Annotated in this window: 6 protein-coding genes; 3 read left to right on the top strand and 3 right to left on the bottom strand. The window is 37.6% G+C overall.

Annotated elements, in window-relative coordinates:
* The 3 genes from FFR48_RS23040 to FFR48_RS23030 all read left to right on the top strand — a co-directional run.
* A partial coding sequence (locus tag FFR48_RS23040; protein WP_137668973.1) for a DUF4351 domain-containing protein occupies nt 1-355 on the top strand: 355 nt, incomplete at its 5' end.
* Nucleotides 356-573: 218 nt separating this feature from the next.
* On the top strand, nt 574-3600 hold the full coding sequence (locus FFR48_RS23035; RefSeq protein ID WP_137668974.1) for a type I restriction endonuclease subunit R: 3027 nt from the start codon (nt 574-576) through the stop codon (nt 3598-3600).
* A 274-nt stretch (nt 3601-3874) separates the two neighbouring features.
* Nucleotides 3875-5914, top strand: a complete 2040-nt coding sequence (locus FFR48_RS23030; protein ID WP_137668972.1) for a bifunctional serine/threonine-protein kinase/formylglycine-generating enzyme family protein — start codon at nt 3875-3877, stop codon at nt 5912-5914.
* 665 nt (nt 5915-6579) lie between these two features.
* On the opposite strand, the gene vapC is transcribed toward FFR48_RS23030, so the two are convergent.
* The 3 genes from vapC to FFR48_RS23015 all read right to left on the bottom strand — a co-directional run bounded on the left by vapC (nt 6580) and on the right by FFR48_RS23015 (nt 7617).
* Entirely contained in the window at nt 6580-6984 is a 405-nt protein-coding gene (gene vapC / locus FFR48_RS23025) for a type II toxin-antitoxin system tRNA(fMet)-specific endonuclease VapC (RefSeq protein ID WP_137668971.1), read from the bottom strand.
* Nucleotides 6984-7220: a hypothetical protein gene (locus tag FFR48_RS23020; RefSeq protein WP_236104157.1), complete on the bottom strand. Its 237-nt coding sequence runs from the start codon at nt 7218-7220 to the stop codon at nt 6984-6986. The genes vapC and FFR48_RS23020 overlap by 1 nt, the downstream gene beginning before the upstream one ends.
* Nucleotides 7221-7323: 103 nt before the next feature.
* On the bottom strand, nt 7324-7617 hold the full coding sequence (locus tag FFR48_RS23015; RefSeq protein WP_137668970.1) for a hypothetical protein: 294 nt from the start codon (nt 7615-7617) through the stop codon (nt 7324-7326).
* Nucleotides 7618-7954: the final 337 nt, after the last annotated feature.

The following is a 7954-nucleotide window of genomic DNA, read 5'->3' as shown; positions in this document are numbered from 1 at the left end:
AGTAACACTCCAGTTAAACCCTGCTAAAATGGAACTAATTTCCGGTTTCATTGACACCTACCTCAGATTAAACACCACAGAAGAACAACAACTAGAAACAGAATTAAAACAAGCTAACTTAGTAGAACAGGAACAAATCATGGAAATTGTTACCAGTTGGATGGAAAAAGGAATTGAACAAGGAGAACAAAAAATAGTTAAAAAGCTACTAAAACGGCGTTTTAATAATATTACACCCAGCCTAGAAAACAGGATTAATGAATTATCTGTAGAACAGATAGAGAGTCTAGCAGATGCTATTTTTGATTTCCAATCTGTAGATAATTTAATTAACTGGTTAGACCAACAAAAATAACTTAAAATAACTTAATTGTAGGTTGGGTAGAACAAAGTGAAACCCAACCAATTTAAAATATTTACAGCATATTTCATCTACATGATGTACAGAACAGGCAAGACTTGTACTGAGCGGTTAGTGAGCGGAGTCGAACTATGTCGAAGTGTGCCTGTGCTACAAGGGTTAAGAATATTAGGATTATACTGAAAATATTTACAAAATTTGGTCATGCACTGATGCACACAGAAAAAGAATTTGAACACACCATCGAAGGGGAACTACTACAACACAGTGGCTACCACCAGGGAAACGCCGCAGCTTATGACCCAGAAACCGCCCTTTTCCCCACAGAAATCATCAACTTCATCCAAACCACCCAACCTAAACAATGGCAACGCCTAGCCACCAATAAAGACCCCCAAAAAATCCTCATAGATAGCCTCACCAAAGAACTTAAAAGCCGGGGAATGCTAGATGTCCTCCGTAATGGTTTCAAATGCTACGGTAAAACCTTACGAGTCGCCTACTTCCAACCTAACACCGCCATGAACCCGGAGACCTTGGCACAGTATCAAAAAAATCGCCTCACCATCACCCGCCAAGTGACAATTAAAACCGGACGTATACCTGATATCCTCCTCAGTCTCAACGGCCTACCCATCGCCACCATCGAACTGAAAAACCCCCTCACCCAGCAAACCTACCTCAACGCCATCCACCAATACAAACAGGATAGAGACCCCAAAGACCCCCTATTTGTCTTTAAACAACGGTGCTTAGTCCACTTTGCCCTAGACACAGAAGAAGTATGGATGACCACCAAACTAGCAGGAGAAAATACTTACTTCCTCCCCTTCAACAAAGGCCATAACCACGGTGCTGGCAACCCACCGGGGGAAAATGGCGAATATCGCACCAGTTACTTTTGGCGAGAAGTATTACAAAAAGATAGTTTATTAGATATATTAGCCCGATTTTTACACATAAAAATTGAAGAAATCAAAACACCCACAGCCACAGGAATTAACTATCAAAAAAAAGAAACTTTAATTTTCCCCCGCTATCATCAACTTAATGTAGTTCGTCAATTAATTGCACATACCAAAAAACATAAAGCCGGACATAATTATTTAATTCAACATTCCGCAGGTTCAGGAAAATCAAACTCTATTGCATGGTTGGCACATCGGTTAGCCAACCTCCACGATAACCAAGATGAAAAAATCTTTCATACCGTCGTCGTTATCACCGATAGAACCATCTTAGACCAACAATTACAAAACACCATTTATCAATTTGACCATAAAGCCGGAGTGGTGCAAAAAATAGATGAAAACACCCAACAACTAGCCACAGCTTTAAATGATGGTGTACCAATTATTATTTCCACCATTCAAAAATTCCCCTTTATTAATAAAGCCATCGAAACCTTAGCTAAAAAAGGTAAAACCATAGACATCACCACCAAAGATAAACGCTTTGCTATTATAGTAGATGAGGCACATAGTTCCCAAAGTGGAGAAACCGCCAATGAACTGCGGCAAATTCTTAATCAAGATGGCATTGAATCAGCCATTGCTGCCCAAATTTTAGCAGATGAAACAGAAGAAGACTTAACAGACCAAGCCAAACAAGAACTATTAAAAGAACAAATTGCCCGCACCAAACAACCTAACTTGAGTTATTTCGCCTTTACAGCTACACCCAAACAAAAAACCCTGCTGGTATTTGATGAAGCAGGAGAAAACGGTCAATCTCCCTTTCATCTTTACACCATGCGGCAAGCAATTGAAGAGGGATATATTAAAGATGTACTAGCCAATTATACCTGCTATGAAAGATATTATGAATTGGTGCAGCTTTCCCAAAATAACCCCGACTTACCCCGTCGCCAAGCAGCCAAAGCCATTGCTAGATTTATCGAACTTCACCCCCATAACATCGCCCAAAAAGTAGAAATTATCATCGAACATTTCCGCAACCATACCCGTCATAAAATTGGCGGTAAAGCTAAAGCAATGGTTGTCACCCGTTCCCGTGAACACGCAGTGAGATATAAACGGGAATTTGATAAATATATTAAAGCCAAAGGTTATAGTGATATTAAATCTTTAGTCGCTTTTTCTGGTTCTATCACCTTAGATGAATTACCAGATGAAACATTTACAGAAGTCAACATGAATGGAGGCATTAAATCTCAAGAAATTGCCGATAAATTTACCAGTGATGCTTACCAAGTATTATTAGTAGCAAATAAATTTCAAACTGGATTTGACCAACCATTACTACATACAATGTTTGTAGATAAAAGGCTAGATGGAGTCCAAGCAGTGCAAACTTTATCTCGCCTCAATCGTACCACCACAGGGAAAGAAGACACCTTTGTACTGGATTTTGTCAACAAACCAGAGGACATTTACAAAGCTTTTAAACCTTACTACGAAGAAACCCTTGTAGGAGAAACAGCAGACCCCCAACAATTAAATGATTTATCCTATCAACTTTATCAATGGCAACTTTTTAGCCTAGATGATGTTAACCAATGGTGTGAAATTTGGTTTCGTCCCAAAACTTCCTTGACTGGCGGTGAACATCAAAAATTAAATAGTTTATTAGATCCAATTGTAGACAAATATCAAGAATTAGCAGAAGCAGAACAAGAACAATTTAAAAATCAATTAACCAGCTTTCGTAATTTGTATTTATTCCTAGCGCAAATTATTCCTTATCAAGATTCAGAACTTGAAAAACTTTATGCTTACGGACGATTTTTACTCAAGAAATTACCCAAAAGTAAAAACGCTCCCCAAATTGATTTATCTAGGGATATAGAAATTAAATATTATCGCTTAGAAAAAATCAGTGAAGGCAAAATTGATTTAAAATCAGGTACAGCAGAACCATTAACAGGTGCTACAGCAGTAGGAACTCGTCAACCAGATAGAGAAGTTCCCCTATCCCAGCTTATAGACTCTCTTAATGAACGGTTTGGGACTAATTTTACCCTAGCAGATCAGTTATTTTTTGAACAAATCACCGAAACAGCTATTAGTAAAGATGATATCAAACAAGCAGCCCAAGTCAACAGCAAAGAAAACTTCGCCCCTGTCCTAGAAAAGCATCTGGAAGCGTTGTTTATTGAACGCATGGACGGGAATGAAAAAATCTTTATGGAGGTGATGAATAATGAAGAATTTAAAGCGGTGGTGTTTGAGAAGTTATTGGCTAGTATTTATGAGAGTCTTAAAGGTGAGAATTTATGATAGTGCGATCGCCAATTCTGTAGGGTACGTTAATGAAATGTAACTAAAATTTCGTCAGGAGAAATAAGCTGTTACACAGCTAAATTGTATAATCCTAATATTCTGAACTCTTGTTTAACAGGCAAGATGCCTGTTCCACTTATACAAATTAAATGCACAACAGCTTAACTTTGGTGAAATCAGCACCATGTCCTATTCGCCATTAAACCATATTGCCTTTATCCAAAAAATGTGACACAATCATTACCGTATCTGTTTTTTCTCTGTAAATCAGATGGTGATAGGTGTGAAACTACGTCAACGCTATCAAATCAGCCGCGTTTTAGGTAGCGGTGCATTTGGTGATACTTACCTAGCGCAAGATTTAGATTTACCTAACCATCCTCAGTGTGTGGTGAAACATCTACAAATTAAACCACCCAACACCGCAGCAGCTTTACCTGTTGCTAGAAGGTTATTTGCACAGGAAGCAGAAACATTACAGAAGTTGGGATCTCATGATCAAATTCCGCAACTCTTTGCTTATTTTGAAGAAAACGGTGAATTTTATTTAGTTCAGGAATTTGTTAAAGGTGAAGATTTAAGTAAGGAAGTTTATCCTCAAAATAAGTTACCTGAAAATCAGGTGAAAAAGTTACTGATCGAAATTTTAGAAGTTTTAAATTTTGTCCATCAACAAAATATTATTCACCGCGATCTGAAACCTCAAAATATCATGCGTCGCAGTGGGGATGGTAAGATTATGTTGATTGACTTTGGTGCAGTGAAGGAAACCATGACGGTAAACTCCCAAGGTCAAACTATTTTAACTGTTGCTATTGGTACTCCTGGTTATATGCCTAGTGAACAAACCGCAGGAAGTCCAAAATTAGCAAGTGATATTTATGCGGTGGGAATGTTGGGAATTTATGCTTTGACGGGAATACAACCCCACCAATTACCTAAAGATCCTACCACTGAAGAGGTAATTTGGCGCAATTGGGCAAATGTCAGTGAAGATTTTGCCAAGATTTTAACTAAAATGGTGCGTTATCATTTTAGCGAGCGTTATCTAAATGCAGGACAAGCACTAAAAGCTTTAACTCCTGCACCTCCACCAGCACCAGCACCAGCACCAGCACCACCTCCATCACTTCCTCCTCCAAAAACAGATCGTCGTCATTTCTTGCAACTTGCTAGTGTTGCTGTGGGGAGTTTTGGTTTAGCTGTTATTGGTAATAAGTTATTTTCTGGGAGTGGGGAAAAAACAACTTCTGTTTCGACCACATCTTCTCCTTCACCTTCCCCAGAACCAAGTCCCCAAGTTACTCAAACTCCTGTTTCGACCACATCTTCTCCTTCACCTTCCCCAGAACCAAGTCCCCAAGTTACTCAAAGTCCTATTTCGACCACATCAAATAATTCCAACCTGAAAACCTTTAATTTTGAAGTTGTGAAAACCAACTCACAAGGAAGCATGATTAATAAAAGCAATGCTTCTGCAAGATACTATGAAGAGGATTTAGGAAACGGTGTAATTTTGGAAATGGTGGAAATACCAGGAGGAACATTCCTCATGGGTTCACCAGAGAGCGAAGAGGGTAGAGATTCAGATGAAAGTCCCCAGCATCAAGTAACTGTTCCCAGTTTCTTCATGGGTAAATATCCAGTAACACAAGAACAATATCAAGCGATTATGGGGAATAATCCTTCTTATTTTAAAGGTAATCGTTCGACTTCGCTCACCAACCGTGGTTCGACTTCGCTCACCAACCGTGGTTCGACTTCGCTCACCAACCGTGGTTCGACTTCGCTCACTAACAAACGTCCTGTAGAAAACGTTAATTGGAATGATGCGGTTAAATTCTGTCAAAGGTTAAGCCAAAAAACAGGAAAAAACTACACATTACCCAGCGAAGCACAATGGGAGTATGCTTGTAGAGCAGGAACTACCACACCTTTTTATTTTGGTGAAAGTATTACCCCAGATTTGGTAAACTATGATGGTAATTATCCTTATGGTTCTGCCCCTAAAGGTATATATCGTCAACAAACCACAGATGTAGGAACTTTTCCCCCTAACGCCTTTGGTTTGTATGATATGCACGGCAATGTTTGGGAATGGTGTTTGGATGATTGGGTAGATAACTATAATAACGCGCCTATAGATAGTAGTGCTGTGACAAGCCAAACCCTACGTAAGGTGATGCGCGGTGGTGCTTGGGTAAGCAACCCCAGTCTTTGCCGTTCTGCGTTTCGTAAAGACCTCAATCTAGACAATAGAAACGACTTCCCCGGGTTTCGGTTAGTAGTTTCCGGCGCAAGGACTCTTTAGTTCTTTACTCTCTTACCCTTTTACCCTCTACACTTTTTCTTTTTTCCCTTTTTCCTCGCCGTCAGGCGATCAAGTTTTTTTACGGTTTTTAATATGTCCGAATCAGGATATCCAGGATTTGAGGATTTACAGGATGGGGATTTTCGACTTCTTGCGTTTGGTTATGGGAAGTCAGAAAACCCTTTTTATTAAGTTGGGAGTAGGGGATATAAAGACATAGTAATCCCTTGGGTCTGTCTTTTTTATCATAACATAAGCTGTGGAGATGTCAAGAACCTTGAAAATTCGTTGGTTGATTTTGGCTTGTTGACATGATTCTCAATAGTTATTGAGAATAAGACAGATTTTATTGATAATAAAAGGTTTGTTGATCTTTTTTTTGTCTGAATCAGGATATTCAGGATTGAAGGATGTACAGGATGGGGTTTTTTCATTTTTTGGTGTTTAGTTATTTAAAAGTATGATAATTTAGGATTTATTTTATCCAGGGAATAAATTAAGAGTCTAAAAGCTAAAGTTGGTTAAAACCGACTATTTTTATCTGATTCTATCCTGTAAATCCTCAAATCCTGGACATCCTGATTCAGACAAATAAAAATCATTGCATCTCACAAATAACCTCTCAAAGACAATCCTGTAAATCCTTAAATCCTGGACATCCTGATTCAGACAATTTCCCAATCTTCTAATTTTAATTCGGGTATACGTGAAAATTCTCTGGTGTTGTGAGTGACTAAAATTAAATTGTTGGTTAAAGCAATAGCCGCAATTTGTAAATCATAACCACCGATAGGTGTTCCTTGTGCAGTGAGTTGAGCGCGAATGTTTCCGAAAATAGTGGCAGCTTGATCATTAAAAGGTAAAGAGACAAACTGATTGAGAAAATCTTGCTGTAATTTCAAATTACGTTCTGGATAAGCACTACGCATTGCACCATAAAATAGTTCACCTTTGACAACTGAACAAACAGCGATTTCTGAAAGTGGTATGTTCTCAAGTTTTTTCTTTAAATAGAGATTTTTACCTTTGAGATAAACAATACAGGTATTAGTGTCTAGTAAGTAAATCATTAAAATGTTTCTCTCTCTGGTTGTTCTGTTTGTGGATGTCTGATAAATGTTTCATCCTGAATACATCCATAAAAATCACTGATTTTGATTGTGTTTTGAGTTTTATTTTGAACTGTTGCTGTTGTTTCATAGACAAGAACAATATCTAGTTCTGTTCCTTCTTGTGCTTCGGGTAAATGAATCTGCAATAGTCCATCTTTACCAATGCGCGATCGCACTCTCATACTGTGCATCATTAATTTTTTTCCTATATTCCAATAGTTATGATGTAATTATAAACAATTTTTGGCAATATTTTTATTTTAAAATAGAACAATCTAACAATATTACTCTACTCATTTATATTGACAACTTGTTTTTATTCAAAGCTGCTTCAATTTGAGGATAAGTTTCTTGATCATAGCCTGATTCATCAGCTATCCATTCGTCTACAAGTGCGATAATTTTTTCTAAAGAATTATTATTTTCTGGTTTTAATTCGCTTAAAGATTCTGTTGTAATTGGAATTTCGATACTGTGAGAGTATGATTTAATTTGAATTAAAAAATCTACTTTTGTTTTAACTGCCAGTAGTTCTTCAACAGAAAGAGAGTCTAGATGTTGAATAACATCAATCATTAATATTTTAGTCATAGTTTATTTCATTGTATAGAAAATAGTATACTTATTATATCACATTTTCAAAGGTTTTGTAAATCATGTGATATCTTTCGTAAAAGTAGCGATCGCCAAATCCCAATTATTAAAATTACCAAAAAATCCTGTAAATCCTCAAATCCTGGATATCCTGATTCTGACAAAAATCCAATTTTTGACTTTTGACTTTTGACTTCCCGAAGGGTGTCCTGATTCTGACAAAAATCCAATTTTTGACTTTTGACTTTTGACTTCCCGAAGGGTGTCCTGATTCTGACAAAAATCCAATTTTTGACTTTTGACTTTTGACTTCCCGAAGGGTGTCCTGATTCTG

It is taken from the genome of Sphaerospermopsis reniformis (assembly GCF_005402885.1).
Lineage (GTDB): Bacteria > Cyanobacteriota > Cyanobacteriia > Cyanobacteriales > Nostocaceae > Sphaerospermopsis > Sphaerospermopsis kisseleviana.
This window is presented reverse-complemented; position numbering and strand designations above follow the sequence as displayed.